The following is a 25,611-nucleotide window of genomic DNA, read 5'->3' on the forward strand; positions in this document are numbered from 1 at the left end:
CTTTCTCATGGCCATGGACACAGCGAGTACCGCGCTTTGTAGGGCCGGTGCCGCGCAGGCGAATGCCGCGCCCCAGACCAGCACAGCCGTTGTGAACAACCACGGCCCGCCGCCGGCGGCGATCACGGCGAGCGCGGCTGCCAGGCCGGCGAGAATGATTGCCAGGACAGTTCGCAATCGGTCGTCGAGGAAGCGACCGACCAGCGATATCGAGATCAGACCGGCGGCCCCGTAGCCGATTTGCAGTAGGGACAAGGACGTGGACCGGATTTCGACGTCGGCGGCCAGAACCGAGAGGTAGGTGTAGGGGATGTAGCAGGCCGTGACCACGGCCACCGTGGCGGCGCTGATGCCCCATACCTGCGCCGGGACGGTCGGGAGGCGGCGTACGCGGCTCGGTCGGGGTGAATCGGCGTGCGTGGCGGCGCCCCCGGACGTGAGGGTCACCCGGGCGGCGACGGCGAGCAGGGCCGCGACAAAACCCACCGACACTGCGGTCGCGCGCCATCCGATCACGCCGGTTGCTGCGGTGACGGCCGGGGCCCCGATGACAAGGCCCAACGCCCCGCCGACGAAAACCCTTGCTGTCGCCCGGCCCGGTGCTCCCACGTTCATCGACGCGGCGACTGTGGGGACTGTTGACCACAACAAGCCGTGGGGAATGGCGGCGACCACGCGAGCGGTATAGGCCCACCACAAATTGTCGGCGAGCGCGAAGGCCACCTGGGATGCGGCCAAGACGAGCAGCGAGACGACGATGAGCTGGCGGCGATCTCGGTGGCGCGTCAGTAAGACCACCGGAATGATCGCGGCGCCGGCCGCTATCGCGTACACCGCGAGCAGGGTGCCCGCGGCCGCTTGGGAGCAGCCCAGCGCCACAGCGAGCTCGGGCACCACGCCCACCGGGAACATCTCGGCTGTCATGTAGACAAACAGCGCACCGGCCAAGGTGGCGGAGGCCCTGGTCCAGCCTGCAACGACGGCCGGATCCGAACGCGCGCCGGTCATAGACGGTGTGTGTCTAGAAAGTCATTGATGTCCGTGATCCACACCGCGGTTTCATCGGGTGTGAAAATGTGACCGGCGCCGGGATACTCGATCATATTTGCGCCGGGGATCGTGTGCGCCAACGCGCGAGTGGTGGTGGGGAGCACGATGCGATCCTGCCCCGCCACTATCACCGTTGCCGGAACGCTGATTCCGGCCGCGGCGGCGGTTACGTCGAGAGACACCGCGAGCAGGGCCTGATCGGGTCCTCCCGCGGGAAGTGTCGCAGCGGTGTCCTGGACTGCGTGCTCCAGCGCGTCGAGGGTCAATCCGGCGAGGACGGTGGGCGCAGAGAGCATCACCAGGAGTCTCGCCAGCATCAGCGGATCTGTCGCAGCGAGCGATCGCCACAAGTCGACCACCAACCGAATCTGCGCGTCAGCGCGGGCGAATCCGACGGTCAGGACGAGTCCGGATACCCGCTCTGGGTGCCGATGCGCTGCGGTGAGGGCGACGGCACATCCCAGAGAGAGCCCGACTACCGGGAAACGTTCGTGGCCGTCGGCGACCGCTGCGGCAACCAGGGAGTCGGCGAGATCGCCGAGGTCGAGGGGGTCTGACGCCCGCGGTGTGGTCCCTGAACCGGGGTAGTTCACGCCCACCATGCGCCTGTGAGACGACATCGCATCGATCACATGACCGAAATTCAGGCTGATCGAACCACCCGCACCGTGTGCCAGCACGAGGGGCGGCCCGACGCCCGTGGCGACGGTGTCGGGTTCGGTGCGCGCTGTCGAGTGGCTCATGTCGATCGACGCTAAACTCTGACCCCAATGTGAGGGTCAAGGGTGAATCGGCACCAACCGCTGCGGCGTGCGCAGGGTCACACGGTGGGCGGGCAAGTTCGTACCAGGAGGCGAGGCCATGAGAATCGGTGAGGTGCAGCGGCTGACAGGTGTGTCCGCGCGGTCGCTGCGACACTACGACGCCCACGGATTGCTCGCCACAGCCCGGAACAGCAACGGGTACCGCGACTTCGGCGAGGGAACGGTAGAACAGGTCGGCCGCATCAAACGGCTGCTCGCGGCTGGTTTCTCCATCGATACGATTCGTCACGTGCTGCCGTGTGTGAACGGCGATCAGGTGGAAATGTGCCCCAAGGTGGCAGCACTGATCCGAGATGAACTCCTCGACATCGACAATGCGATGGCCGACCTCACCCGCAAGCGCGACCTCGTCACGTCGATGATCACCGAACAGCGTCTCGCGAAATAACACTCTCGTTGGCCGAACACGCCACCGGCATGACGACACAACGGACCCAGTCGCAGTTCAGCGTTGTCGTCGTCATCCCGCGCGACCCGAGTAGGCCGATCTGGCGCGCCCTCAGGGCTCGACGCGTGATCGGTGGATCATGTCAGAAGCTCCGTAAAACAGTTGGCGGACAACAGAGTTCAACCAACGAGAACCGCCAATTTGTCCGTTCGGTGCCTCGTGCTACCCGCTGAGGGCGAGTGGTGACTCCGGCGTGAGCGTCCGAGCCTCCTAAAGTTGCTGCCATGCCCATCCAGGACCACGCCGGCATTGTCGCTGCGATCTCGGACGAGGTGCGGGCGTTGATGCCGATCGACGAGCTCGAGACAGCGCATCGAGTCGAGGTTTTGCGGTGGTTGACGTCGACGTCGGATGTGTTTCGTCGGACGGCCGATCCTGTCGCACCTGTCCGCCATCTGGTCGCGTACTTCCTGATCACCGATCCCGGTAGTCGATCATTCCTGCTGGGTGACCACATCAAAGCCGGCAAGTGGCTTCCGTCGGGGGGACATGTGGAGCCAGGTGAGCATCCGGCAGCAACAGTCGAGCGTGAGTGCCTCGAGGAGCTCGGGGTGTCAGCGAACTTCAACCCGTCGACCGGGCCTCATCCTCTGTTTGTGACGATCACTGACACTGTCGGCTCGGCGAACGTCCACAACGACGTTAGTCTCTGGTATCTGCTTGAACTGCCCGAGCACACAATGCTGACGGTCGACTATGACGAGTACCGATCGGTGCGCTGGTGGTCAGCAGCGGAAATCAGGGCGGATGACCCTGGCCGGTTCGATCCACACATGCACAGAATGCTCACCAAACTGGAGTCCCTGTACGACACGGGCTCACCCAGATGATGCGTAAGCACTACTCGGACAGCGTAACCCGATGACGGCCGCGCGCGAGGTCTGTTTGATAGTAAGTGGATTCGGCGAATCGCACTGCACGGCAGAATAGTTCGCCACCAGCGACGAAAGTACGCAGAATCCAGGAACGTCCGCCACTACATGCCCGCCCGCGGCGAGGCGGTGCTCAGTAGAGGTCTTGCTCAAGCTCGGCGGAGCGTTGCGCTCGTCGGATCAACGCCACGACGAACGCAGCCAGCGTGAACCCGCCGGCTATCCACACGAGCCAGGCAGGAGCCGACACAAGAACATGTAGGACAAACAGCACGACTGTGACTGCGGCCAGAACAATCGTTGCTCGCGTCCCCAGGCTCCAGCCGGGACGTGCGACACCGCCCTGAGAATGCGCGGCCGTTTCCTCGCTCGGCGTTTCATTTGTTGCCATTGCTGCTCCCCGAATAGCTGCGCAGTCAACACGATGCTTTGCAGAGCTAACTATAGCAATTCAGACCCGATATTGGGTTTAGTTGCGGGCTTTCACAGAAACGGGAACTCCCGGGCCCGGGCCCGGCGAGTTGTCCTCGAAACTGTGTATATCCGTTTCGAACCGGGTGTGAAAGCATGCGCGGAGGTTGGTGTCGGTTCGGGTGAAGTGGGTGTGTACGCGGTGTTGTGGGATCTGATGCTGATCGGTAGTCCGGCGCTGCCCTACTCCTCGGTGATTGTTGGTCTGGTCCTGTTGGCGTGGGTGGTCGGGCTGATCGATGTGTTGTGCCGCGACGACACCGGCGTTCGGTTGTTCCCGCGGTGGGGATGGTTGTTGATGATCATCGCGGTGCCGATCGTCGGGACGGTGGTGTGGCTGATCTTCGGCCGTCCTCGTGCTCGCCGTCGGCGCCGAGCGCGACGTGGCCCGGGTGAGCGTCGGCCGTCGCGTGCGGTGGTGTCGGAGTTCCCGGAGTATGACCGGCCGGGCAGGTATGTGCCGCAGGACCCGGCCGCCGATGCGGAGTTCCTGCGACAGGTCCGCGCACGCGCTGAGGAGCAGCGCCGACGAGGTGAACTCGAACGCCGACGCCGCCGGCAGGACGGCGACGTCGCCTGACCCCGGCCGCAACACCCGGGCCGACCTCACTCAGATTCCAGTTCATCTCTGCAACAGCAACTTCGAGCACTCGAAATGGACTGCGTCCTCGCTGGGGATGTTGCCGCTGGGTCATGATCGCTCGTCGAGGACCAGGACGACGAACATGTCGTTGGTGATGTCCGACGTGGGGGTGCCGGCTGGTGCGCGCCGGTAGGCGATGATTCCGGCCGGGCCGGGGACAGCTTCGTCGATCTGGCGTATGACGCCGGTGACGAGTCCGCCGATGTCGGGAGGCCGGTTTCTGATCTGGGCCGCGGGATTGTCGAGGTCGACGGCGATCCGGTCCCCGCGGTGAGCAACGGTGGGCCCGAAATACGTCGGTGGTGCGGTGATGTGGAGTGTTCGCCTGGCGATTTCCAGTTCTGCCCGGTAGTCGGTGATCTGCTGTGGGGTGGGTTCGACGAGCACGAGGTCGGTGAGTGTCACGACGGCGCCGCCGGGTTCGAACGCGCCGGCCGGGGTGATCAGGGGTTCGGGAAACCTCTCGACGCGCTCCGCCGGCCGGACGGTCTCGCCGCCTGGGTCGGCAGTCGTGCCGAGGTAGATCTGGCCGACGCGGGTGATGGTTGCGGTGGCCTCGACGCCGGGTAGGCCGTCGGAGTGCCAGGACAGCCAGATGCCGACGGTTTGGTCGAAGGGGTTGCCGCGGGTGGGTTCCCACCGCGCGACCCCTCCATCGACAGTGACCAGGTCGCGATCGCGGTCCCAGCCGGTCACGCGTACCGGCGACCGGTCAGACGCGGTGGGATGGGCGAAGAGTGTGCCCGTGACGGTCTCGCCGACCGCAGGCGGTGTGCGGCAGCATCCGTACTCGAACAACGCAATCCGAACCGTCAGCGACGGCGGGGGTGTGATCACCATGTTCACCGGGAGGTAGGCGGTCCGCAGCACGAAGGCGACGGGTCCCGGTGCACCCGAGCACGAACTGTACGTTCCATTCCCCAGCGTCGTCCAGCTTCGGAACCTGGCTCGCCGGCCGCCGCGCCGACTACTGCAAAGGCCGTGTCGCGCGCCGTGCTGATGCACACTGGCATGGTCGGCCGTGCCGGCATTCTGGCAATCCACGTCGATCGCGCGTGCCGAAGTCCGGAGGTTCCTGTGAGTGCATTACCGGGTCGATTGGGGCAGGTCCGCCGCGACGGCGAACTCCCGCACCGGGACGACCTACCCGTCGTGTTCGACGAACTCGACTATCAGATGGCTTGTCAGGTCTACCTCTGGGCGCTGCCGTTGGTGTCCTATGCGCAGTGGCAGAAGGTCCACCGGGAGGTGTTCGGCGCCACGGAATCCGACATCGTCCACTATGTGACTTACCGGGATCGGCTCGGTCTGATCACGGCCAACGCCACCACCCCGTACATCCTGAATTTCTTCGACCTGGGTGAGACCGGTCCGCTGGTGATCGAGCTCCCGCCCGGACCGACCGCGGGTGGCCTGTCGGACTTCTGGCAGCGAGAGATCGGGGTCATGGGGGAGATGGGGCCCGATGGCGGGATGGGGGGCAAGCACCTCGTCATCCCTCCGGGCGGGTCTGTGCCCGATTCGGCTGACGGTTTCTACGTCCAGCACGCCAGCGGGATGAACATCATGTTCGGTTTTCGCACCCTCGACCCGGACCCAGCGCGAGCCCAGCACCTCGTCGAGCAGGTCCGGATCTACCCGTTCGCCGAGCGGGCCGCTCCGCCGGCGACGAGGGTGGTGTCCCCCGAGGGACGGCCTTGGTCGGGGGATCAACCCCGGGGACTCGACTACTGGGTCCGGTTGCACGACATCTATCAGCGCGAAGTCGTCGACGAGCGCGACCGGTTCTACATGGCCATGCTCGCCGCGCTGGGCATCGAGAAAGGCAAACCGTTCGAGCCCGACTCCCGGGTGACGTCGATCCTCGAGACCGCTGCTGCCGCCGGGGAACTGATGGCTCAGGCGAATACGTTCGCCAAGCGGTTCCCGGGTTCGACGTACTGGCCGGACCGGCACTGGGACCTCGTGCTGGCACTGGACCAGTCGAGTCAACGTGCCCGATTCCACGATCAGCTCCTCGAGAGAGCCGCGTGGTTCTACGAGGCGGTGAGCTTCTCCGCAGCGATGAAGAGTACGACCCCGGGGCTCGGGCAGGCGTATCTGAGTTGCTACACCGACAGTGACGACCAATGGCTCGACGGCGGACAGGACTACACCCTGCGCGTCCCCGCAGACCCGCCGGCGAAACTGTTCTGGTCGGCAACGGTGTACGACGCCGACACGCGATGTCTCGTCGACAACGAGCAGCAGCGCGGCGACCGCGGATCGCGAGACGCCGATCTCGACTACAACGACGACGGCTCCGTGGACCTCTTTTTCGGGCCGCACGCACCGGCCGGCCGGGAGAACAACTGGATACAGACCGTCCCCGGTCAGCACTGGTTCTCGTACTTCCGTCTGTACGGTCCGCTGGAGAGCTACTTCGACCGGAGCTGGAAACTGGGTGACATCGTCCGGTCGTCCTAGACCGGGTCGGGCGAAGCCGGTTCGGGCGGGTCAGCCCCGACCCGTGGGCCTCAGCACGATCTCCTCCGGATGGGCGTCGGCCGGGGTGTGGACGGCCTGTACGACCGCACGGGCGACGGTCGCGGGCCGCAAGAACTTCGACCCGTCGTACTCGTTTCCTTCGATGGCGACGATGTCGCGCTGCATGTCCGTGTCGATCCGCCCGGGGAAGACGGACGTCACCCGGAGGGCCGGTTCCTCGGCGCGTAAACCGTCGGCGAGAGCGCGGACCCCGAACTTGCTCGCGGCATACGGTGTCCATCCGGCGTTCACCCGGCGTCCCGCACCCGAGTTGATGAACACCACGTGGCCGCCGGCCGCCCGCAGGGCGGGCAGGAGCAGCCGCGTGAGTTCGGCGACGGCGACGAGGTTCACCTCGAGGATGTGGTGCCATTCCTCGACCGGGGTCTCCGCGACCGGCTCGAGGCTACTGGCCACCCCGGCGTTGTGGACGAGCACGTCGAGTTCGCTGATGGCCTCCACGGCGGCCTCGACCTCGTCGTATTCGGTGAGGTCGACGGCGAAGGTGCTCGCGCCGTCGAGTTCGGTGGCCAGTCGATCGAGTTCGGGGGAGGGGCGACCGCCCAGCAGGAGGTCGTGGGTCGGTGCGAGCTGGCGGGCGATCTCGGCTCCGAGGCCACGGCTCGCCCCGGTGATCAACGCGGTGGGCACACCCCGACCCTACGGGGGTTCGGTGACCGGGAGCCCCGTCGGGCTCGATGAGCAGAGGCCGACGGGGCGGGGCACAATCGTCGACGTGGCCAGGTACGGATTCACCCCAACGCAGTTGTCGGCACGTGCCGCGTACCTGCTCCGAGGCAATGACCTGGGCACGATGACAAGCGCTGCACCGAAGTTGTATCCGCACATGTGGAGCTGGGATGCGGCGTTCGTGACGGTCGGCCTCGCACCGTTGTCGGTGGAGCGGGCTGTCATCGAGATGGACACCCTGCTGTCGGCGCAGTGGCGCAACGGCATGATCCCGCACATCGTGTTCGCGAACGGTCGCGACGGTTACTTCCCCGGGCCGGGTCGCTGGGAGTGCGCCCGGCTGGCCGAGTGCGCGCCGGATTTCCCCGACACCTCCGGCATCACCCAGCCACCGGTACACGCGATAGCGGTACAGCGGATCCTCGATCACTCCCGGCGCCACGGTCGCACCACGCGTGCCGTCGCCAACGAGTTCATCGACCGGCGCTGGAGTTCCCTCGTCCGATGGCACCGCTGGCTCGCGCACGCACGAGATCCCAACGGGCGCGGCCGGATCACGATCTTCCACGGCTGGGAATCGGGTATGGACAATTCCCCCCGCTGGGATTCGGCATACGCCAATGTCGTTCCTGGGGAAGACCTTCCGCCGTACCAACGCGCCGACCTCGACCATGTCGACGACTTCTCGATGCGTCCCACCGACCTCGAATACGACCGCTACATCTGGCTCGTCGAGCAGATGAAGCGCGCGAACTACGACGACGAGCTGCTCCCGAAGGCGATGAGCTTCGCCGTCGAGGACGTCTTCGTCAGCGCGATCTTCGCCGTCGCCTGCGACGTGCTCGCGACGATCGGCGAGGACTACTCCAAGCCGCGGTCGGATGTGCGGGACCTCCGCGCGTGGGCCGACCGCTTCCGGGCCGGTGTTGTCTCTGCCGCCAACGACCGCAACGGCGCCGCAAGGGATTTCGACCTGCGGGCCAACTCGTGGATCAACACCGAGACGATCGCGGTGTTCGCGCCGCTGCTGTGCGGCGGCCTCTCCCGGGAACGCGAACGCGCACTGCTGCGCCTCTTCGACGGTCCGCGGTATTGCGGCCACCCGGACCTGCGCTACGCGGTCCCGCCGTCGACGTCACCGATCTCGGCGGACTTCCGCCCCCGCGAGTACTGGCGCGGTCCGGTCTGGCCGGTGATGACCTGGCTCTTCAGTTGGGCCTTCGCCCGCCGCGGCTGGACCGAGCGGTCCGCACGTCTGCGCGAGGAGGGACTCCGTCAAGCCACCGACGGTTCGTTCGCGGAGTACTACGAGCCGTTCACCGGTGAGCCGCTCGGCAGTATGCAGCAGAGCTGGACCGCGGCATCTGTACTGGATTGGCTTGACTGAGCTTCCAGGACGTACGGCCTACAACTCCCGGATACGACGACAGACATCGTCGTAGACGTCCAGCAGTGCGGGGCCCTGGCCGGTTTCGTTCAACTCGACCCACTCCTCGAACGCGCACTGGACCTCGAGGTTGGCGATCTCGAGGATCATCCGGATCTGACTCTTGGTCCGCGCCGAGCTGCGATCGCCGAGCGACTCGGGTCGTCGCCGACAGGTGTCGGCGTGTCGGCCGAGTGCCGCGCGGCTCAGGGTCGGGGTCGCCAGCACCAGCTTCTGCACTCGAAGGAAGTGTGCCGACACGTCGTCGCTGCGGTCGTCGAACCCCTCCAGGCGCGCCCGATAGACGCTCTCGATGTCGGCGAGCGCCAGACTGTCGGGATCGATGTCGGCCAGACGCGCGTCCAGTGCCTGCTCGAAGCCGAAGCGGTCGAAGAGCACGCACTCTTCCTTGGTCGGGAAGTAGCGGAAGAAGGTCCGCGGCGAGACCCCTGCGGCGGCGGCGATCTCGTCGACCGTCGTCTCGTCGAAACCGTTGCGCTCGAACAAGTCCACCGCGGCCTCATGGATCTCCATGCGGGTCGCATCCCGCCGGCGGGCGCGCAACCCACCGGTCTCGGAGGAATCTGGCATGCGTCGAGCCTAGCGCGCACCTCGCCGAGGTGTCATTTTCTGCCACTTTGGCAGACACTGCCATGATCCGGTAGCTTCGTCGTGTGATCGACCGGACGACCGACGTGATGGAAGAACGACAGTGACCGAGAACGCCGCCCTGCAGGGCACCGACAATCGAACCGACACCGGCACGGATCGCAGCGCCGTGCTGCTCATCGGTGTGCTGCTCGTCGCAGCCTTCGTGGTGATCCTCAACGAGACGATCCTCAGCGTCGCGTTGCCCACCCTGATGACCGACCTCGACATCACCGCCGCCACCGCGCAGTGGCTCACCAGCGGCTTCCTGCTGACCATGGCGATCGTCATCCCGATCACCGGGTATCTGATGCAGAGGTTCACCCTCCGGTCGATCTACATCGCGGCGATGACCCTGTTCACCGTCGGCACCCTCGTCGCCGCCCTCGCGCCGGGATTCGAGCTGCTGATCATCGCGCGCGTGGTCCAGGCATCCGGCACCGCGTTGATGGTTCCGCTGCTCATGACGACGATCCTCAACGTCGTCCCGGAGCAGAACCGCGGCCGGACGATGGGACTGGTCTCCATCGTCATCGCCGTCGCACCGGCCGTCGGACCGACGGTGTCCGGTCTGATCCTGCAGTCCCTCAGCTGGCGGGCCATGTTCTGGATCGTGCTGCCCATCGCGATCGGCGCGCTGATCCTCGGCGGGGTGTTCGTCCGCAATGTCACCGAGCGGCGGCCCGCACAGCTCGACATCATCTCGGTCCCGCTGTCGGCACTGGGCTTCGGCGGAGTCGTCTACGGCCTGAGCACCATCGGAGAATCGGCGGGCGGTCACGCCCCGATCCCGGCGTGGATGCCGCTGCTCGTCGGCGCCGTCGCGCTGGCCCTGTTCGTCGTGCGACAGCTCAAGCTCGCCGACCGCGGCCTGGCGCTGCTCGATCTTCGGACCTTCGCGATCGCGCCGTTCCGCCTGGCCGTCGTGCTGATGGCCGGCTTCATGCTGACCCTCTTCGGCGCTCTCATCCTGCTGCCTCTGTATCTACAGAATGTGATGGGCAAGGACGTCCTGACCACCGGCCTCGTGTTGTTGCCCGGCGGTCTCGTGATGGGTTTGCTCGCACCGTTCGTGGGAGCGCTGTTCGACAAGGTCGGCGCGCGACCGCTGGTTCTGCCCGGCACGGTGGCCGTCAGCGCGGGCACGTGGTTGCTCACCACGCTCGACGCCGGATCGTCGTTGGGCATGGTGATCGCGGCCCACGTGATCCTCAGTGCCGGAATCGCTTTCGGTCTGACCCCGCTGATGACCTCGGCGCTGGGATCGCTGAGCCCGGAACTGTACTCACACGGGAGCGCGACGGTCAGCACGGTTCAGCAGGTCGCCGGGGCGGCCGGGACCGCCTTGTTCATCACGCTGATGTCGCGGGGTACGCAGTCGGCCGTCGACGACGGGGTGGACCCGCTGCAGGCGGGTGCCGACGGCATTCATCTCGCGTTTGTCGTCGCGGCCTGCCTGTCGCTCGTGCTCATCGCGGCGGCCGCGCTCGTCCGAGGCCGAACCGGTGCGCCGAAGGTCGGAGTACCCGAGCCGGCCTAGCGTTCCGGCTCACGGGTCCGCCCGTTCACCGGGTTCGGTAGTCCAGCAGACCGGACCAGAACTCGTCGGGTATCTCGTCGCCCGCGCGCAGCACCTGGGCGAGACCGGCGGCCATGAACACGCCGAGCAGGCCGAGCCACAACCCGGACACCGAGATCGCCACCCAGGCGATGGCTACGGCGACCGGCCACGGGTCGAGAATCAACAGGATCGGCGCGAAGAAGAACCCTGCTCCGATGAACCAGGACGACAGGGCCCGGTCGCACCGCATCACCGCAGTCAGCCAGCGTGGGCTCGAGGTCGTGGGTGCGACGAGCGTGGGCGGCCTCGTGCTCGCGATGGTCGGTGTGCTCGCAATGGTCGGTGCGGCGGTCATCGGACACCTCCTCCGGGAATCGTCCTGATCCCAGATTCGGCGCGGGGCGTCGTGAAAGCCACTACCTCTCAGGTAATCGCGACTCCCGCGGTCGGCGAGCGTGGGGCGTCGATCACCTGTCCCGCGTCACGCTGTGGTCCGGCGGTCCTCGTGCGGGTGCGTCTGCGGAAAGCCGATGGAGTGCAGACGGTTCAGCGCATGGGTGCGCGCCCGGTGCTGGTTCCCCGGCGGGGGAACGTAGACACCCGCCCAGATCCCGGTCAGATGGGTCGGATCGTCGAGGGCGAGTCGGGCGCAGCTGGAACGGATCGGGCAGCGGACGCACCCGTCGAGGGCGTGACGGTTCGCCAGGCTCCGGGGTCCGGCGGCCTGTTCCGGGAACCACGCGTCCGGGTTCGAGGTACAGGTGGGACGCACGTCAGACAACCCACCGCGGTCGACGACGTCACTCGCACGAGTTGTCGCGTCCGCTTCTCCGGCCGCGACGGCAACCGTCACCCACTGACGACGATGTCCCACAGAGCCCTCCGATCAAACTGAGAACGTATGTTGTCAGAGTCTGGTCGCAGACGCAACAAGGTCGCGGGATACGTTGCCGCGCTGGGCGAAAAGCGGGACCGAACGAGACGGTCGCAGGTTCGGAGAGAACGGGACGCCGGGGCGGTGCCCGGCTGGGTTCTCAACCGGGCACCTGGGCCGGATCGCTCGCGAGGGGCTGAACCGGCTTGCCGACCGCGGTACCCGGGGCGCTGGGGTCCGAAACGGACAGCGCTCGCCGGGGCGCGGCGGCCGGACATGATCGTGCGCGAGTGCCGTCGCTCGGGGGGTGGGCGAGTCGCGTAGCACGCCATTACAGAGTCGTCACACTTCCGAAACACGACGCTTGTTTCATAACAGGGGACAAAGTCCACTGAGGGGAGTCGACCGCGTCGCGGGTGGTACGTCGACGTCATCGACGTATCACCTTCCGCGAGTACGCCCCGTGAAACATATGGAGGAGCAACGTGACCATCGAGAGTGCCAAGGCGTTGGAGTTCCGCGTGACGAGCGGCGGATATGAGGATCTGCCGAAGATGCCCGAGGCCGAGTACCCGGGCACCCAGGGCTTCATCGGCGACGTCTACGAGAACCCGGACGGAAGTCCCATGTGCAGCGGCTATTTCGAGCTGCGCCACACCGACGAACCGCTGTACTACGAATACGAGTACGACGAGATGAAGGTGGTCCTCGAAGGCGAGTTCCTCCTCGAGAACAAGGAGACCGGGCAGAAGACGGTGGCCAAGGCCAAGGACGCGATCTTCTTCCCGAAGGGCTCGAAGATCTACTTCAGCACCCCCGGCTACGCGCTCGCCTTCTACACCGGGCTGCGCGACGCCACGCTCCTCTGAGCCGCGGCCATGTCGCAGATCGCCTTCTCCAGCGTGCCGACATGGGCACGCCCCGGTGATCCGAGCGAGGAAACGACGCCCGCGCCGACCGGCAGCTCCTACGTGCTGGTCGGTGTCGGGGACGTCGTCGAGACCCTCGCACGCTGGGAATCAGCGCTGCCTCCGCGTGCCACCACGCGTATCCACGCCGACGCCGACTCCGCTGCTGCCCAGCTCGCCGGCACCTTGGCCGAAGCCGTTGTCGGCGTGCGGGTGTGGATAGCCGCGGATGCGGGATCGGCGCTGACCCTGCGGGCGGTCGCGCTCGGCGCCGGACTCGAGGACGACGAGATCTCGGTCGTACCGGTGACTTCTGCGCCGGAGGTCGTCGTGGAGGTCTTCTGCGCGCACTGCCGATCGGTCACCCGCGCGACCGCGTCTGTCGACGACGTCGTCCCGTGCGCCGGATGCCGGCGTGACCTGCTCGTGTACCACCACGTCTCGCGTCGAACCGGACATTATCTGGGGTTCATGGTCGACGCCGAGACCGCCCAGCCGGCCTGTCCGGACACCGAATCAGTCGAGGAACCCGTCTCATGAACACCGGAGTCGCCGAGATGAGCATGACCGAGTCCGTCCCGCGCCGGGCATCCGCCGCGACGACGATGGACCTCGTCGTGACCGCCGTCAGCGCGCCGTCGCGAGACATCCGCACGATCACCTTCGCCGACCCGGGCGGACGGCCGCTGCCCGGCTACGTCCCGGGCAGCCACCTGGTCGTGCACGCGGGCGCCGCCACCAACGCCTACAGCCTCACCGGTGACGGCACACATCCGTCGGAGTACTCGATCTCGGTGCTCCGCCTCCACGACGGGAACGGCGGATCACGATGGCTTCACGACGAACTCGACGTCGGCGCGGTCGTGCCGGTGGGGCTGCCGCGCAGCGCGTTCGCACCGATCGCCCGGGCGCGCAAACACCTCCTGATCGCCGGTGGGATCGGGATCACGCCGATGGTGTCACACCTCCGCGCGGCGGCCCGTTGGCATCGTGATGTCCAGCTTCTCTACGTCTTTCGCGAGTCGGCGGCGGCGCATCTCGACGAGGTCACCGCACTCGCCGGGTCGCGTGCCGAATTGTTCACCGACAGTGTCTCTTTCACCGACCGCCTGTCACACGCACTTCGGCGGCAACCGATCGGGACGCACCTGTACGTCTGCGGACCGTCCGCGATGATCGACGCGGTGCTCGCCGCCGCCACGGATGCCGGCTGGCCCGGCTCGCGAGTGCATTTCGAGCGGTTCGGTGTCGGCGCCCTCGACGACGGCGACCCGTTCCGCGTGGCGCTGACGGCCTCGGGCCGAACGGTCGACGTGCCGTCGGGGACCAGCATGCTGGATGCCCTCGAGAGCGACGGCGTTGCCGTGCCGAACCTCTGCCGGCAGGGGGTGTGCGGGCAGTGCCGCATACCCGTTGTCGGTGGCGCCCCGATCCACCGTGACCTCTACCTGAGCACCGAGGAGAAGGACGCGGGCAACGCCATCATGCCGTGCGTCTCACGCGCGGCCGCCGCAACCACACTGGAGGTTCCGCTGTGACGACCCTGTTCGACCCGCCGACCGGAGCCGGCACGATGCCGGACCTCGTCGCCGGTTTCCCGTTCCCGTTCCCCGAAGACCGCTATCGGTACAGCACGAACGTCGAGCCGGCCCAGGTGCCGGTGACCACCGCCGCGGGCCGGTGGGGTGCTGCAGTCGTCGACGTCGATTCGGAGTACCGCGCCGAGCTCGACCGGCGTGCGATGATCCTCGCCACCGACCCCACCCGCCACGCGGTGTTGCCGCACATGGTCCCGGCTGCGTGGGATGCGATGTTGACCATGATGCGCGAGCTCGACGCGACCTACCCCGACCAGATGCGGCTGCGGTCGACCGGAGCCGACACCTGGTCGTGGTGCAACGACATCCTGGGGATCGAGCAGCACTTCCGCTACGGCGACCCCGCGACTCTCCCCGAGGAGCCGTTGCGGTACATCACCTCTCAGGTCCAGGAGGACATCGCACTCCTCGACCAGCGCAACGATCAGCTCTTCGTCGACGCCGGGGTCGTCACCTTCGCCGCCGACTGGAGCTTCGGATTCGACGTCGGGATGAGCTTTCTCGAGATCCACGGGCCGGTGCCGCGCGTACGCCAGGAGGGCGTCATCACGCGCGCGCACGAATTCCTCAAACGTCTCCAACCCCATGAGCCCTACCGACGGACCAACTGGACCCTGACGATCGACCGCCGACTCGACGTCTCGACCGAGATCTATCACGAGTGGGGACCCGACCGGGAGACGATCCAGCAGGTGCCCGACGACGAGTTCGGCAGGCGAGTGCATCTCCGCGTCGAGGTGCAACATCTCATCCGGCTCCCCGATTCGGGTGCGGTGATGTTCCTGATCCGGACCTACATGCTGTCGCTCGAACAACTCGCGACCGTCGAGGCGTGGCGTCGACGATCCGCCGAGGTGCTGGCCGAATTGCCCGGCGACATGGCCGATTACAAGGGCATCATCAAGTTCCGCGATCGTGCGGCACAGTGGCTTCGTGCCGCCGCACCCGCGCCGACCGCGACACCCGGACCCGGCATGCCACGCTGGCCCGCCTCGCCGCCGGCCGTCGACACCACCGGCTCGGCCTTTCTCATCGTGGCGATCGGGGACGACGCCGAAGTCGCGCACGTGTCCCGGAACTGGGTCGGAGCGGCCGAGGCGGCCGGCCAGACGCGGTTGCTGGTCCTGGACACGCTCGTCGGGTCGCACGACCGTTCCGCTCTGCGCTCGGCCCTGGACGAGTGCCGCACCGGCACCCGGATCCTGGTGACCGGTGGGCAGTACGAGGTGCTGACCGCGCTGGCGATGGCGCGTGCCGCCGGCGCGGTGGCGGCGGAGTTGTCGTCGTACGTCACCCACACGCGCGACCTGCCGCTCTACTGCGCGCACTGTCGCGACACCTTCCGTGTCGACGCGGTCGTCGGCGGTACCGTCGCGTGTCCCGGTTGTGCTCGGGATCTCGAGGTGCACGAACATCATTCGCCCGTGATCGGTGGCTTCCTCGGTTCCGCCGTGGGAGACGACGCATGACCGCGGTCGTCGTGGGGGAGTACCCGGCCCACCTCCATCCCGCCTATGTGACGGGTCCGCGACCGATGCGGGTCCTCGCGGTACGACGGCTCACCGACGAGGTGACACACTTCCGGTTCGGGCCGGCCGACGACGCGGCGCCGTTCCTCACCTCGTACCAGCCGGGCAGTCATCTGATCGTCTCCGCCGGCGGGCAACGGAATGCGTACTCGCTCGTCGACGACGGGATGTACCCGACGAGCTACGGCATCTCGGTGATGCGACGCGGTGCCGGCGGCGGCTCGGACTGGTTGCACGACAACCTCGTCGAGGACGCCGTCGTCGAGATCGAGGGCCCGCGTTCGATGTTCCCGCCGGTCCTCGACCAGCACGGTGCGCTGCTGGTGGCGGGCGGGATAGGGGTGACCCCGGTGTTGTCCCACGCCCGTGCGCTCGCTCGTGACGGACGTCGGGCGGACATCGTGTACTCCTATCGTCGGGGGTGCGGTGCCCACATCGACGACCTGCGTGCACTCGCGGCGCAACCCACCGTGACCCTGCACGAGGTGTCCGGTGCCGCGGCCACTGTGGAGGTCATCGCCGACCGGTTGCGTGCCCAGCCGCTCGGCACGCACGCCTACGCCTGCGGTCCCACGTCGCTGCTCGAGACCTACACACAGCTCGCGGAGGCCGCCGGGTGGCCGAGCGCGCGGGTCCATCTCGAGCGCTTCACGGCGCCGGAACAGGACCCCGGCGATCCGTTCACGGTGACCGTCGCGTCCTCCGGCGCCCGTGTCGACGTACCCGCGGGTGTGTCACTGTTGCAGCGGCTGCTCGACAGCGGGGTCCCGGTGCCCAACCGGTGCCGTCAGGGCGTGTGCGGCGAATGCCGAATCCCCGTCCGACGCGGCCGGATCGAGCACCGCGACTTCGTACTGACCGACGACGAGAAGGCCATGGGCGACGCCATGTTGTGCTGTGTGTCGCGCGGCCAGGACATCGAGGTGGACCTGTGAGCATCGATTCGTTTCCGACCCGGAAGGTGGACCACCTGGCGAACCTGCCCTGGCCCTTCCCGGACGACCTGGAAGAGTTCTCCTACAGCGTGAACGTCGAGCCGGCGCGCATCCCCCACGCGACGCGTGCGGGCGAATGGGGCAGGCATCTGGTCGATCTGGGCGGTGCGGAGTATCCGGAGATCATGGCCGAGCGGCGTCGCATCCTCGACGCCGACCCGACACGGGTGCGGGTGCTCCCCGGTATGGAACTCGCGTGCTGGGACCTGCTGCTGTACTACCTCCGCGATCTCGGCCACGCCTATCCCGACGATATGACCTTGACTGAGCACGGCGACGGCCGATTGCATTGGCGCAACCGGCTTCTCGGCACGGACCAGGAGTTCGTCCTCGGCGACGCGGCCACTCTCCCGTGCGGACCGATGGAGTTCCTGGCGCGGGAGGTACCCGACGACCTGCTCCTCGTCACCGAACGCGACGGACACCTGTACTTCGATGCAGGCGTGGTCACGTTCGCCGCCGCCTGGTCGGTGTCGTTCGACGTCGGCATGGACATGTACCAGATCCACGCGCCCGTTCCCCGCATGCTCCGCGAAGGCATCGTCGCCCGCGCCGAGCAGTTCCTGCGCAGGCTACCCGCCGATCAGGTGTATCGCCGGGTGAACTGGACGCTGTCGGCATCGGACTCGCACAAGCTCGATGTCAGCCTCGAGGAACTGCCGGAGTGGGCAGCCGACGTCCCGGGCATGGTCGCCGACGGCGATTTCGCCCGCGCACGACTGCGAATCGAGCTCGAACACTTCGTCCGGTTGCCGATGTCGGGTGCGGTGACGTTCAATATTCGGACATTCATGGCCTCGCTCGAGGACGTGAAGCGAATACCCGAGTGGGCCGGTCAGCTGGCGACCGTCATCGAGACGCTCGGCGAGGACATCGCCGCCTACAAGGGATTCCTCGACTACCGCGACAGCGTCGTCGCATATCTACGCGGTCAATGATGCCCGTGAGCTCAGGTCCCGAACACCTCGACTTCTCGTAGAGTCCCTGAACCGAAAGATCGCTCATGGAACCCATACTCGCCGCCAATGCCGACCTGGCATGGATGCTGGCGGCCTTCGTCTTCGTCCTGCTGATGTTCCCCGGCCTGGCCTTCTTCTACGGTGGCATGGTCGGATCGAAGAACGTCCTCAACATCATGACGATGGTCATGTCCACCCTGGCGATCACGGCGGTTCTCTACGTCGTGATCGGACACGGGCTGGTGTCCGGTCCGTCGGTAGGCGGGTGGGGCATCATCGGCAACCCGACCGACTACATCGGACTGACCAACTGGCTCACCGACGACGCCTCCGGCGCCACCCAGACCCTGTACTTCGCAGCCTGGTTCATCCTGTTCGCGGCCATCACGATCGCGATCGTGGCCAGCGGCGCGGCCGGCCGGATGAAGTTCTCGTCCTGGCTCGTCTTCGCTCCGATCTGGCTTCTGGTGGTGTACTTCCCGGTGGCGCACTGGGTCTTCGCGGCCGACGTCGACGACAACTACAGCGGCGGCTTCCTGCTCAACGACCTCGAGATCGTCGACTACGCGGGCGGAACCGCGGTCCACATGAACGCCGGTGTCGCAGCACTCGCGCTGGCGGTGGTGCTCGGTGCCCGCAAGCGACGGATGGAACGTCCACACAACGTGCCGATGACCATCATGGGCGGCGGCATCCTGTTCTTCGGCTGGTTCGGGTTCAACGGCAGCTGTGCGCTCGGTGCCAACTTCCTGGCGCAGGCCGTCATCCTGAACACGCTGCTGGCCGGCTCGGCGGGCATGATCGGCTTCGCGATCATCGAGAAGTGGCGTGAGGGGCACGTCACCTCGCTCGGCATGATCACCGGCACAATCGCCGGCCTCGTCGGCATCACCCCCGCGGCCAGCAGCATGGCACCGCTCGGTGCGCTCCTCGTCGGCATCTTCGCCGCCGCGGTCGTCGCATTCCTGCTGAGCTTCAAGAACAGGCTCAAGATCGACGAGACGCTGGACGCCTTCGCCGTGCACGGTGTCGGCGGCATCGTCGGAACCCTCTGCATCGTGCTGTTCGCCACCGAGGCGGCGCCGGCCGGTGTCCAGGGAATCCTGTTCGGCGGACCCGTCGACATCGTCTGGCGCGAACTCGCCGGCATCGTCATCACCTGCACCTACTCGTTCGTGATGACCTGGCTGATCGCCAAGGGACTGGACAAGCTGATGGGCCTGCGCGTCGACGAGGAGACCGAGATGACCGGTCTCGACGCCGTACTGCACGCCGAGACCGCCTACGAGATCCCCAGCGCTTCTGTCGGACACGCCGGCGGACTCTCGACGATGTCACCGGCTCGAGCGGCAGAACGGGTGGAGGAGGCGATGCCGGCGTCCTCGCCGGCCTCGGCACCACCGGCCGGGGTCTGATCGACGCCTGCACACGACGGCTCGGGGGTCCACCGTTCGACGGTGGGCCCCCGAGCCGTCTGCGTCGCTCCCGCGCGGACATCGTTGTCGGACAAACCGACACGTACCGCTCACGGAGCCGAAACAGGGTCGAAACAACCAGTAGGTCTACTAATAGTAGACAAAGGTTCACAAGAGTGGACACGCGGACCGAAAGCCCCTAGAGTCGACCCCCGGAGCACATGATGACAACCACCGAGACGACGACCGGCGACCTCGCCGATCTCTGCGCGACGCACGGCACCAAGTTCATCCTCGCGATGTTCGTCGACCTCCGCGGCAAACCCTGCGCCAAGCTGGTGCCGGTGGAGGCCGTGGACGAATTGGCCACCGATGGAGTCGGTTTCGCCGGATACGCCGTCGGTGCCATCGGGCAGGAGCCGAAGGACCCCGACCTCATCGCCATCCCCGACGTCCGTTCCTTCCTGCCCATCCCGTTCATCAAAGAGGGCCTCGCCGTCGTCCAGTGCGATCCGCATGTCGAGGGCAAGCCCTGGCCCTTCGCGCCCCGCAACATCCTCAAGGCCCTCATCGCGCAGACCGCGGACGCAGGCTTCGAGCCGTGGGTCGGTGCGGAGGTCGAGTACTTCCTCCTCAAGCGGGCCGCCGATGGGTCCTTGGTGACCGCCGACGCCGCCGACGACTCGGATCAGCCCTGCTACGACGTCCGCGGCCTGACCCGCATGTACGAGCACCTGACCACGGTGTCCACCGCGATGAACCAGCTCGGCTGGAGCAACTACGCCAACGACCACGAAGACGGCAACGGTCAGTTCGAGCAGAACTTCGCCTACTCCGACGCTCTGACGACCGCCGACCGCGTCGTCACGCTCCGCTACCTGCTCTCGGCCCTGGCCGCGGAGCGGGGCATGATCGCGACCTTCATGCCGAAGCCCTTCGCCGAGCGCACCGGCTCGGGATTGCACTTCCACCTGTCACTGACGCGGGCGGGTGACCCGGTGTTCCCCGAGGTCACCGACGACGAACGCGGCCTGGGGCTGTCGGAGACGGCCTACGGGTTCATCGGCGGAATCCTGGAGCATGCGCCCGCGCTCCAGGCCGTCATCGCACCGACGGTCAACTCGTACAAGCGAACCGGAGCGACCGCGACCCGCTCGGGGGCGTCCTGGGCTCCGCGGCGGGCCACCTACGGCGGCAACGACCGCACGCATTACATCCGGGTGCCCGACGAGCAACGCGTGGAACTGCGCGGTGGCGACGGGTCGGCGAATCCGTACCTGGCCGTCGCCGCCCTCCTGGGAGCGGGACTCGACGGCATCAAGCGGAGTCTCGATCCCGGTGCCGTCGGGAACTGTCCCGGCCACATCGCCGAACTCCCGCTCACCCTCCTGCACGCGGTGGAGGCGCTCGAGACCGACACGGTGGTCGCCGGCGCGCTCGACGCCGCACTCCCGGAGGACTGGCCGGACGATCAGCAGCGGGTCTCGGCGTACTTCGCCGGCCTCAAGCGCGACGAGTTCTTCGACTGGCACGCGGCGGTCACGCCGTGGGAGGTCGACAAGTACCTGACGGCGTTCTGACCGTCGATCCCTGAGCGAAGCGTTTCTCCGACAGCAACATCCACTTCTCGACGTAAGGACCTGACCATGTGCGGAATCGTCGGGCTGCATCTGCGCAACCCGGACCTCCACCCCCGGCTCGGCGAGTTGCTCGCCGAGATGCTCGGCGAGATGCAGGACCGCGGAGCGGATTCGGCGGGTATCGCCGTCTACGGAAACCCCGGGTGGGCACCGCCGGGGCACGGCTGCATCTCCCTCCTCGAACTCGACGTGATCCCCGAGGAGGTGTCCGCGATTCTGAGCGCGGCGCTCGGGGTGGCGGTCGCGGCACAGACGATCGACGTCACGCTCGTGGTCTCGGCCCCGGTGACGGCAGACGAACTGCTCGCCGCCGCACGCGCCGCATACCCCCACGCACTCGTCGCGGGCTTCGGGTCGGACCTCACCGTCCTCAAGGGTGTCGGAGCGCCACGGGAACTGACCCGATCCTGGGGACTCGCAGCAGCGTCGGGGTGGCAGGGGGTCGGCCACACGAGGATGGCGACGGAATCAGCCGTCACCTCCTCGGGCGCGCACCCGTTCGCCGTCGGTCCCGAGCAGTGCCTGGTCCACAACGGCTCGTTCGCCAACCACGCCACGATCAGGCGCGAACTCCGCGCCGCGGGAGTGGAATTCGACAGCGAGAACGACACCGAGGTGGGCGCGCGGTTCGTCGCACACCAGCTGGCGGCGGGTAAGGACGTGGAGACCGCCCTGAAAGAGGTGTGCGCCAACTTCGACGGCTTCTACACCCTGCTGGTGTCCAACCGCGACTCGTTCGCCGTGGTCCGTGACGCCATCGCGTGCAAACCGGCGGTGATCGCCGAGACCGACGACTGGGTGGCCATGGCGAGTGAGTACCGCGCGCTGACCACACTGCCCGGGGTGGAGAACGCCCGCATCTGGGAGCCCGAGCCCGAGGTCGTGTACGCATGGACGCGATGACCGCCGAGTTGGCAACCACCCCTACCGTTCCCGCCTCCACCGACACGGCGAAAGCTGAGACGATGAGCCCCAACCACACCTTCGACCTCGCCGGCACCCCGCTGCGCGAGATCAATTCGGCGCTGCACGGCGACATCTCGGGAGAGGTCGTCATCGAGAACCCGGCCGGCGCCCACAGCGTCGCGGCCGGGGTCAACCTCCCGCTGAAGATCACCATCAACGGCCACGTCGGCTACTACGCGGCCGGGATGAACCAGCAGGCCGAGGTCACGATCAACGGCAACGCCGGTACCGGTGTCGCCGAGAACATGATGAGCGGCAGCGTCATCGTGAAGGGCAACGCCTCCCAGTCGGCGGGCGCCACCGCGCACGGCGGGTTCCTCGTCGTCGAGGGCGACGCCGCGGCACGGTGCGGCATCTCGATGAAGGGCGTCGACATCGTCGTCGGTGGAAACGTCGGGCACAACAGCGCTTTCATGGCACAGGCCGGCCGTCTGGTCGTCCGCGGAAACGCGGGTGACGGTCTCGGCGACTCGATCTACGAGACCCGCATCTATGTGCGCGGCGATGTCGCCTCGCTCGGTGCCGACTGCATCGCCAAGCCCGTGCGCGCCGAACACCTCGAGGAGCTGACCGGACTGCTCAAGGCCGCCGGCTTCGGCGACGACGACCCCCGCGACTACACCCGCTACGGATCGGCCCGCGAGCTGTACCACTTCAAGGTCGACAACACGTCCGCGTACTGAGCCTGCCCCGCGCCCTAATCCGAAAGAACGACCTGCTTCCTGCTCCCTGAGGAGCGCCCGGAGCTTGCGGAGGGCGCGTCACGAAGGGTCTGGCGACCGAGGCTGCGAAACCCTTCGTGACGCTCGCAAGCTCGCTCCTCAGGGAGCGGGGGGCATCCGTAGTCCACGACGGCCGCCAGGCCGCAGTTACTGAGGTGCGACCATCCTGCTCCCTGAGGTGCGAGGAGCGATAGCGACGAGCCTCGAAGGGTCCGGTGGCCTAGTCACCAAACCCTTCGCGACGCCCCTCCGCAGGCTCCGGGACTCCTCAGGGAGCGGAGATGGCACCCACCACACGACGAAAGAGAACCGTCATGACCGACAACCTGAGCATCGAACAGCGTGGCCTGCGCGAGTCGGCCACATTCGACCGCACGACCATCGCCGCGATCCAGCGCGCCGCCGAGACCGGCATCTACGACATCCGCGGCTGGGGCGCCAAGCGCAAGCTGCCGCATTTCGACGATCTGCTGTTCCTCGGCGCGTCGATGTCCCGCTATCCACTGGAGGGTTACCGCGAGCGCTGCGACACCGACGTCGTGCTCGGTAGCCGAAATGCGAAGTACCCGTTGCATCTCGCCACCCCGGTGACGATCGCCGGGATGAGCTTCGGTGCATTGTCGGCCTCGGCGAAGGAAGCACTCGGTCGCGGCGCCTCGGAGGTCGGCACCTCCACGACCACCGGTGACGGCGGGATGACGCCCGAAGAGCGGGGGCAGTCGAAGCATCTCGTCTACCAGTATCTCCCGTCGCGGTACGGGATGAACCCCGATGACCTGCGCAAGGCCGACGCGATCGAGATCGTTCTGGGGCAGGGCGCCAAACCCGGCGGAGGGGGAATGCTGCTGGGACAGAAGATCTCCGAACGCGTCGCCGGGATGCGCACCCTGCCGCAGGGTATCGACCAGCGCAGCGCATGCCGTCACCCGGATTGGACCGGGCCCGACGACCTCGCGATCAAGATCAACGAGTTGCGCGAGATCACCGACTGGGAGAAGCCGATCTACGTGAAGGTCGGCGCCACCCGCACGTACTACGACGTCAAGCTCGCCGTGCACTCCGGCGCCGACGTCGTCGTGGTCGACGGCATGCAGGGCGGAACGGCCGCCACCCAGGACGTCTTCATCGAACACGTGGGCATCCCGACCCTCGCCGCGATCCCTCAGGCAGTGCAGGCCCTGCAGGAGTTGGGAGTTCATCGAGAGGTGCAGCTGATCGTCTCGGGTGGGATCCGCAACGGAGCAGATGTCGCGAAGGCGATGGCGCTGGGCGCCGACGCCGTCGCCATCGGAACCGCCGCGCTGATCGCGTTGGGTGACAACGACCCCCGATACGCCGAAGAATACGAGGCGTTGGGCTCGGCCGCCGGCTTCTACGACGACTTCCAGGACGGGCGCGACCCCGCGGGCATCAGCACGCAGGACCCGGAACTGTCCGCCCGCTTCGACCCGGTCCTCGGCGGAAAGCGACTCGCGAACTTCCTGCGCGTGATGACGATGGAGGCCCAGACGATCGCGCGGGCGTGCGGGAAGGCACATCTGCAGCATCTGGAACCCGAAGACCTCGTGGCGATCTCGATCGAGGCGTCGGCGATGGCCCGCGTCCCGCTCGCCGGGACGAACTGGATTCCGGGGTCCGGGCTGTGAACCCGGAGTCCGCGTCGGTCGTCATCGTCGGCGGGGGTCTCGAGGGCGCGGCCGCCGCGTGGGCGTTGGGACAGCGCGGCGTCACCGATGTGGTCGTCTGTGAGCGCGACACCGTCGGCGGCGGGATGACGGGGAAGTCGTCGGGAATTGTCCGCTGCCACTACGGTGTCGGCTCACTGGCAGCCATGGCCGCGATCGGGCTCGAGGTCTTCGAGAAGGCCGAGGAGATCTTCGGCACGGACATCGGTTTCCGGCAGACCGGATACGTGGTGGGCGTGGGGGAGGCGAATGTCGAGAACATGCGCAAGAGCCTCGCGGCACAACGCGTGATGGGTGTGCAGACCGAGGAGATCGACGTCGCCGACGTCGCCGCGATGTGGCCGACCGCCGACCTCGAACCGTTCGCGGCCTTCGGATGGGAGGAACGGGGCGGGTACGGCGACGCGTATCAGACCGCGCAGGCCTTCGCGGCCTCCGCACGGGCGACGGGAATCCGAATCCGTCAGGGCACGAGGGTGACCGGCCTCGTCGTCGACAAGGACAGGGTGACCGGTGTCCGCCTCGCCGACGGCTCGACGATCTCCGCGGACACCGTCGTGGTGGCGACCGGCGTCTGGTCCAGGCCGTTCCTCGCCCCCTACGGGATCGACGTGCCGATCGAGGTGCATCGCGAACAGATCGTGATGATCGACCCGGGCGAGGACCTCGGCGAGGTGCCGGTCTTCTCGGACCTGGTGTCACTGCAGTACGTCCGTCCCGACGTCCGCGGTGAGATCTTGTTCGGCAACAGCGATCTGGCCGCCCTCGACATCGCGGACCCGGACGACTACCGCAATCGCGCTGACTCGGACTTCATCGACCTCACGGTCGACAAGGTCGGCACGCGATTCCCCGGTTTCTCCGCGCCGGCGATCACCACGAGCTATGCCGGGTGTTACGACGTCACGCCGGACTGGAACCCGATCATCTCCCGTGGACCGCTGGACGGGCTCGTGCTCGCAGGCGGATTCAGTGGGCACGGGTTCAAGATCTCACCGGCGGTCGGCCGGTTGATCGCCGATCTGGTCGTCGACGGGCGCAGCGCGGACCCTCGTATCCCCGAGTCGGACTTCCGTTTCTCACGGTTCGCCGAGGGAGACCTGCTGACGACACGCTTCCCGTATGTCGGAGCCGGCGAGATGCGCTGACCCGGCCTTCCGA

The 25,611-nt window shown here is 67.1% G+C and carries 26 protein-coding genes; 18 read left to right on the forward strand and 8 right to left on the reverse strand.

Annotated features, from left to right (window positions below; all coding sequences use genetic code 11):
- Both AMD30_RS15945 and AMD30_RS15950 read right to left on the reverse strand, forming a co-directional pair.
- Positions 1 to 1,008: MFS transporter (locus AMD30_RS15945; protein ID WP_055476301.1), on the reverse strand; the 1,008-nt coding region annotated here is incomplete at its 3' end.
- Positions 1,005 to 1,793, reverse strand: a complete 789-nt coding sequence (locus tag AMD30_RS15950) for an alpha/beta fold hydrolase (RefSeq protein WP_055476302.1) — start codon at positions 1,791 to 1,793, stop codon at positions 1,005 to 1,007. The genes AMD30_RS15950 and AMD30_RS15945, both read right to left, overlap by 4 nt.
- Positions 1,794 to 1,911: 118 nt before the next feature.
- On the opposite strand from AMD30_RS15950, the gene AMD30_RS15955 reads away from it, so the two are divergent.
- Complete coding sequence (locus AMD30_RS15955; protein WP_055476303.1) at positions 1,912 to 2,262, forward strand: MerR family transcriptional regulator; 351 nt, start codon at positions 1,912 to 1,914, stop codon at positions 2,260 to 2,262.
- 284 nt (positions 2,263 to 2,546) lie between these two features.
- A complete protein-coding gene (locus AMD30_RS15960; protein ID WP_197282796.1) occupies positions 2,547 to 3,152 on the forward strand; it encodes an NUDIX domain-containing protein in 606 nt (201 codons plus the stop codon).
- A gap of 175 nt (positions 3,153 to 3,327) precedes the next feature.
- Here the strand turns inward: AMD30_RS15960 and AMD30_RS25060 are convergent, their stop codons facing one another.
- Positions 3,328 to 3,585, reverse strand: coding sequence for a hypothetical protein (locus tag AMD30_RS25060; protein ID WP_156354298.1), 258 nt, complete (start codon positions 3,583 to 3,585; stop codon positions 3,328 to 3,330).
- A gap of 207 nt (positions 3,586 to 3,792) precedes the next feature.
- On the opposite strand from AMD30_RS25060, the gene AMD30_RS15965 reads away from it, so the two are divergent.
- A complete protein-coding gene (locus tag AMD30_RS15965; protein ID WP_231632748.1) occupies positions 3,793 to 4,245 on the forward strand; it encodes a PLDc N-terminal domain-containing protein in 453 nt (150 codons plus the stop codon).
- 111 nt (positions 4,246 to 4,356) lie between these two features.
- Here the strand turns inward: AMD30_RS15965 and AMD30_RS15970 are convergent, their stop codons facing one another.
- On the reverse strand, positions 4,357 to 5,148 hold the full coding sequence (locus AMD30_RS15970; RefSeq protein WP_231632749.1) for a hypothetical protein: 792 nt from the start codon (positions 5,146 to 5,148) through the stop codon (positions 4,357 to 4,359).
- A 237-nt stretch (positions 5,149 to 5,385) separates the two neighbouring features.
- Between AMD30_RS15970 and AMD30_RS15975 the strand changes: the two genes are divergently transcribed.
- Positions 5,386 to 6,774: a DUF1254 domain-containing protein gene (locus AMD30_RS15975; RefSeq protein ID WP_055476340.1), complete on the forward strand. Its 1,389-nt coding sequence runs from the start codon at positions 5,386 to 5,388 to the stop codon at positions 6,772 to 6,774.
- Between the two features lie 30 nt (positions 6,775 to 6,804).
- On the opposite strand, the gene AMD30_RS15980 is transcribed toward AMD30_RS15975, so the two are convergent.
- Complete coding sequence (locus AMD30_RS15980) at positions 6,805 to 7,485, reverse strand: SDR family oxidoreductase (RefSeq protein ID WP_055476305.1); 681 nt, start codon at positions 7,483 to 7,485, stop codon at positions 6,805 to 6,807.
- An 85-nt stretch (positions 7,486 to 7,570) separates the two neighbouring features.
- On the opposite strand from AMD30_RS15980, the gene ggh reads away from it, so the two are divergent.
- A complete protein-coding gene (gene ggh / locus AMD30_RS15985; protein ID WP_010843846.1) occupies positions 7,571 to 8,911 on the forward strand; it encodes a glucosylglycerate hydrolase in 1,341 nt (446 codons plus the stop codon).
- Between the two features lie 18 nt (positions 8,912 to 8,929).
- Here the strand turns inward: ggh and AMD30_RS15990 are convergent, their stop codons facing one another.
- On the reverse strand, positions 8,930 to 9,541 hold the full coding sequence (locus AMD30_RS15990; protein WP_055476306.1) for a TetR family transcriptional regulator: 612 nt from the start codon (positions 9,539 to 9,541) through the stop codon (positions 8,930 to 8,932).
- A gap of 121 nt (positions 9,542 to 9,662) precedes the next feature.
- On the opposite strand from AMD30_RS15990, the gene AMD30_RS15995 reads away from it, so the two are divergent.
- Complete coding sequence (locus AMD30_RS15995; RefSeq protein WP_055476307.1) at positions 9,663 to 11,138, forward strand: MDR family MFS transporter; 1,476 nt, start codon at positions 9,663 to 9,665, stop codon at positions 11,136 to 11,138.
- Between the two features lie 25 nt (positions 11,139 to 11,163).
- On the opposite strand, the gene AMD30_RS16000 is transcribed toward AMD30_RS15995, so the two are convergent.
- Together AMD30_RS16000 and AMD30_RS16005 are read right to left on the reverse strand one after the other, a co-directional pair.
- Positions 11,164 to 11,514, reverse strand: a complete 351-nt coding sequence (locus AMD30_RS16000) for a hypothetical protein (RefSeq protein ID WP_010843848.1) — start codon at positions 11,512 to 11,514, stop codon at positions 11,164 to 11,166.
- A gap of 126 nt (positions 11,515 to 11,640) precedes the next feature.
- Entirely contained in the window at positions 11,641 to 12,033 is a 393-nt protein-coding gene (locus AMD30_RS16005) for a WhiB family transcriptional regulator (protein WP_231632750.1), read from the reverse strand.
- 485 nt (positions 12,034 to 12,518) lie between these two features.
- On the opposite strand from AMD30_RS16005, the gene AMD30_RS16010 reads away from it, so the two are divergent.
- From AMD30_RS16010 to AMD30_RS16065, 12 genes are all read left to right on the forward strand, one after another.
- Positions 12,519 to 12,902, forward strand: a complete 384-nt coding sequence (locus AMD30_RS16010; protein ID WP_055476308.1) for a cupin domain-containing protein — start codon at positions 12,519 to 12,521, stop codon at positions 12,900 to 12,902.
- 9 nt (positions 12,903 to 12,911) lie between these two features.
- Complete coding sequence (locus AMD30_RS16015) at positions 12,912 to 13,481, forward strand: dimethylamine monooxygenase subunit DmmA family protein (protein ID WP_055476309.1); 570 nt, start codon at positions 12,912 to 12,914, stop codon at positions 13,479 to 13,481.
- Positions 13,478 to 14,479: a PDR/VanB family oxidoreductase gene (locus AMD30_RS16020; RefSeq protein ID WP_055476310.1), complete on the forward strand. Its 1,002-nt coding sequence runs from the start codon at positions 13,478 to 13,480 to the stop codon at positions 14,477 to 14,479. Before AMD30_RS16015 ends, AMD30_RS16020 begins: the two co-directional genes overlap by 4 nt.
- 35 nt (positions 14,480 to 14,514) lie before the next feature.
- Positions 14,515 to 16,008 carry a heme-dependent oxidative N-demethylase family protein gene (locus AMD30_RS16025; protein ID WP_044508279.1) on the forward strand — a complete coding sequence of 498 codons (1,494 nt, stop codon included), beginning with the start codon at positions 14,515 to 14,517 and terminating at the stop codon, positions 16,006 to 16,008.
- The gene (locus AMD30_RS16030; RefSeq protein ID WP_055476311.1) at positions 16,005 to 17,003 is read left to right on the forward strand and encodes a PDR/VanB family oxidoreductase; all 999 of its coding nucleotides are present in this window, start codon (positions 16,005 to 16,007) and stop codon (positions 17,001 to 17,003) included. Before AMD30_RS16025 ends, AMD30_RS16030 begins: the two co-directional genes overlap by 4 nt.
- Entirely contained in the window at positions 17,000 to 18,001 is a 1,002-nt protein-coding gene (locus tag AMD30_RS16035; RefSeq protein WP_084817295.1) for a heme-dependent oxidative N-demethylase family protein, read from the forward strand. Before AMD30_RS16030 ends, AMD30_RS16035 begins: the two co-directional genes overlap by 4 nt.
- A 65-nt stretch (positions 18,002 to 18,066) precedes the next feature.
- The gene (locus AMD30_RS16040) at positions 18,067 to 19,437 is read left to right on the forward strand and encodes an ammonium transporter (protein ID WP_014928656.1); all 1,371 of its coding nucleotides are present in this window, start codon (positions 18,067 to 18,069) and stop codon (positions 19,435 to 19,437) included.
- A gap of 221 nt (positions 19,438 to 19,658) precedes the next feature.
- On the forward strand, positions 19,659 to 21,017 hold the full coding sequence (glnT, locus tag AMD30_RS16045) for a type III glutamate--ammonia ligase (RefSeq protein ID WP_010843857.1): 1,359 nt from the start codon (positions 19,659 to 19,661) through the stop codon (positions 21,015 to 21,017).
- A 66-nt stretch (positions 21,018 to 21,083) separates the two neighbouring features.
- The gene (locus tag AMD30_RS16050; RefSeq protein ID WP_055476312.1) at positions 21,084 to 21,980 is read left to right on the forward strand and encodes a glutamine amidotransferase; all 897 of its coding nucleotides are present in this window, start codon (positions 21,084 to 21,086) and stop codon (positions 21,978 to 21,980) included.
- Positions 21,968 to 22,726 carry a protein glxC gene (locus tag AMD30_RS16055; protein WP_055476313.1) on the forward strand — a complete coding sequence of 253 codons (759 nt, stop codon included), beginning with the start codon at positions 21,968 to 21,970 and terminating at the stop codon, positions 22,724 to 22,726. Before AMD30_RS16050 ends, AMD30_RS16055 begins: the two co-directional genes overlap by 13 nt.
- Positions 22,727 to 23,079: 353 nt before the next feature.
- Entirely contained in the window at positions 23,080 to 24,411 is a 1,332-nt protein-coding gene (locus AMD30_RS16060) for an FMN-binding glutamate synthase family protein (protein WP_010843860.1), read from the forward strand.
- Entirely contained in the window at positions 24,408 to 25,598 is a 1,191-nt protein-coding gene (locus AMD30_RS16065) for an NAD(P)/FAD-dependent oxidoreductase (RefSeq protein WP_055476314.1), read from the forward strand. The genes AMD30_RS16060 and AMD30_RS16065 overlap by 4 nt, the downstream gene beginning before the upstream one ends.
- The last annotated feature ends 13 nt before the right edge of the window (positions 25,599 to 25,611 follow it).

The organism is Gordonia sp. HS-NH1 (genome assembly GCF_001418765.1).
GTDB lineage: Bacteria > Actinomycetota > Actinomycetes > Mycobacteriales > Mycobacteriaceae > Gordonia.

Excerpts from the sequence above, each read along its gene's own strand:
- glnT (WP_010843857.1), top strand. The coding sequence starts at position 19,659 with ATGATGACAACCACCGAGACGACGACCGGCGACCTCGCCGATCTCTGC.
- AMD30_RS25060 (WP_156354298.1), bottom strand. The coding sequence starts at position 3,585 with ATGGCAACAAATGAAACGCCGAGCGAGGAAACGGCCGCGCATTCTCAG.
- AMD30_RS16060 (WP_010843860.1), top strand. The coding sequence starts at position 23,080 with ATGACCGACAACCTGAGCATCGAACAGCGTGGCCTGCGCGAGTCGGCC.
- AMD30_RS16050 (WP_055476312.1), top strand. The coding sequence starts at position 21,084 with ATGTGCGGAATCGTCGGGCTGCATCTGCGCAACCCGGACCTCCACCCC.
- AMD30_RS16055 (WP_055476313.1), top strand. The coding sequence starts at position 21,968 with ATGGACGCGATGACCGCCGAGTTGGCAACCACCCCTACCGTTCCCGCC.
- AMD30_RS16040 (WP_014928656.1), top strand. The coding sequence starts at position 18,067 with ATGGAACCCATACTCGCCGCCAATGCCGACCTGGCATGGATGCTGGCG.
- AMD30_RS15955 (WP_055476303.1), top strand. The coding sequence starts at position 1,912 with ATGAGAATCGGTGAGGTGCAGCGGCTGACAGGTGTGTCCGCGCGGTCG.
- AMD30_RS16015 (WP_055476309.1), top strand. The coding sequence starts at position 12,912 with ATGTCGCAGATCGCCTTCTCCAGCGTGCCGACATGGGCACGCCCCGGT.
- AMD30_RS16020 (WP_055476310.1), top strand. The coding sequence starts at position 13,478 with ATGAACACCGGAGTCGCCGAGATGAGCATGACCGAGTCCGTCCCGCGC.
- AMD30_RS16000 (WP_010843848.1), bottom strand. The coding sequence starts at position 11,514 with ATGACCGCCGCACCGACCATTGCGAGCACACCGACCATCGCGAGCACG.
- AMD30_RS16030 (WP_055476311.1), top strand. The coding sequence starts at position 16,005 with ATGACCGCGGTCGTCGTGGGGGAGTACCCGGCCCACCTCCATCCCGCC.
- AMD30_RS15960 (WP_197282796.1), top strand. The coding sequence starts at position 2,547 with ATGCCCATCCAGGACCACGCCGGCATTGTCGCTGCGATCTCGGACGAG.
- AMD30_RS16025 (WP_044508279.1), top strand. The coding sequence starts at position 14,515 with ATGCCGGACCTCGTCGCCGGTTTCCCGTTCCCGTTCCCCGAAGACCGC.
- AMD30_RS15970 (WP_231632749.1), bottom strand. The coding sequence starts at position 5,148 with ATGGTGATCACACCCCCGCCGTCGCTGACGGTTCGGATTGCGTTGTTC.
- AMD30_RS15990 (WP_055476306.1), bottom strand. The coding sequence starts at position 9,541 with ATGCCAGATTCCTCCGAGACCGGTGGGTTGCGCGCCCGCCGGCGGGAT.
- AMD30_RS15950 (WP_055476302.1), bottom strand. The coding sequence starts at position 1,793 with ATGAGCCACTCGACAGCGCGCACCGAACCCGACACCGTCGCCACGGGC.